The following is a 251-nucleotide window of genomic DNA, read 5'->3' as shown; positions in this document are numbered from 1 at the left end:
AGAACAACGTACTGCGTTCTATTACTTAGGAAGTCTTCCAGCCAGTCACAAATCTGTGAACCTATTCCATAAGCTCGTATCTTCGTTAGCAGTCTGCAGTGTGGCACCGCGTCGAACGCCTTTTTGAAGTCGAGAAAAACACAATCCGCCTGTTGCCCTTCGTCCATGGCTCGCAAGATGCCATGTGAGAAAAGGGCAAGCTGAGTTTCACAGGAACGACGTTTCCTAAACCCATGCTGATTTATGGAAAG

The 251-nt window shown here is 47.4% G+C and carries 1 protein-coding gene; it reads right to left on the bottom strand.

Annotated features, from left to right (window positions below; all coding sequences use genetic code 11):
• On the bottom strand, window positions 1–245 hold a 245-nt coding region (locus tag AC0IXA_RS27875; RefSeq protein WP_471814974.1), incomplete at its 3' end, for a reverse transcriptase domain-containing protein.
• Window positions 246–251 lie beyond the last annotated feature (6 nt).

It is taken from the genome of Pseudomonas sp. AC083, assembly GCF_979253165.1.
Note: the sequence above shows the minus strand (reverse complement) of the source record. Positions and strands in the feature narration are given on the sequence as shown.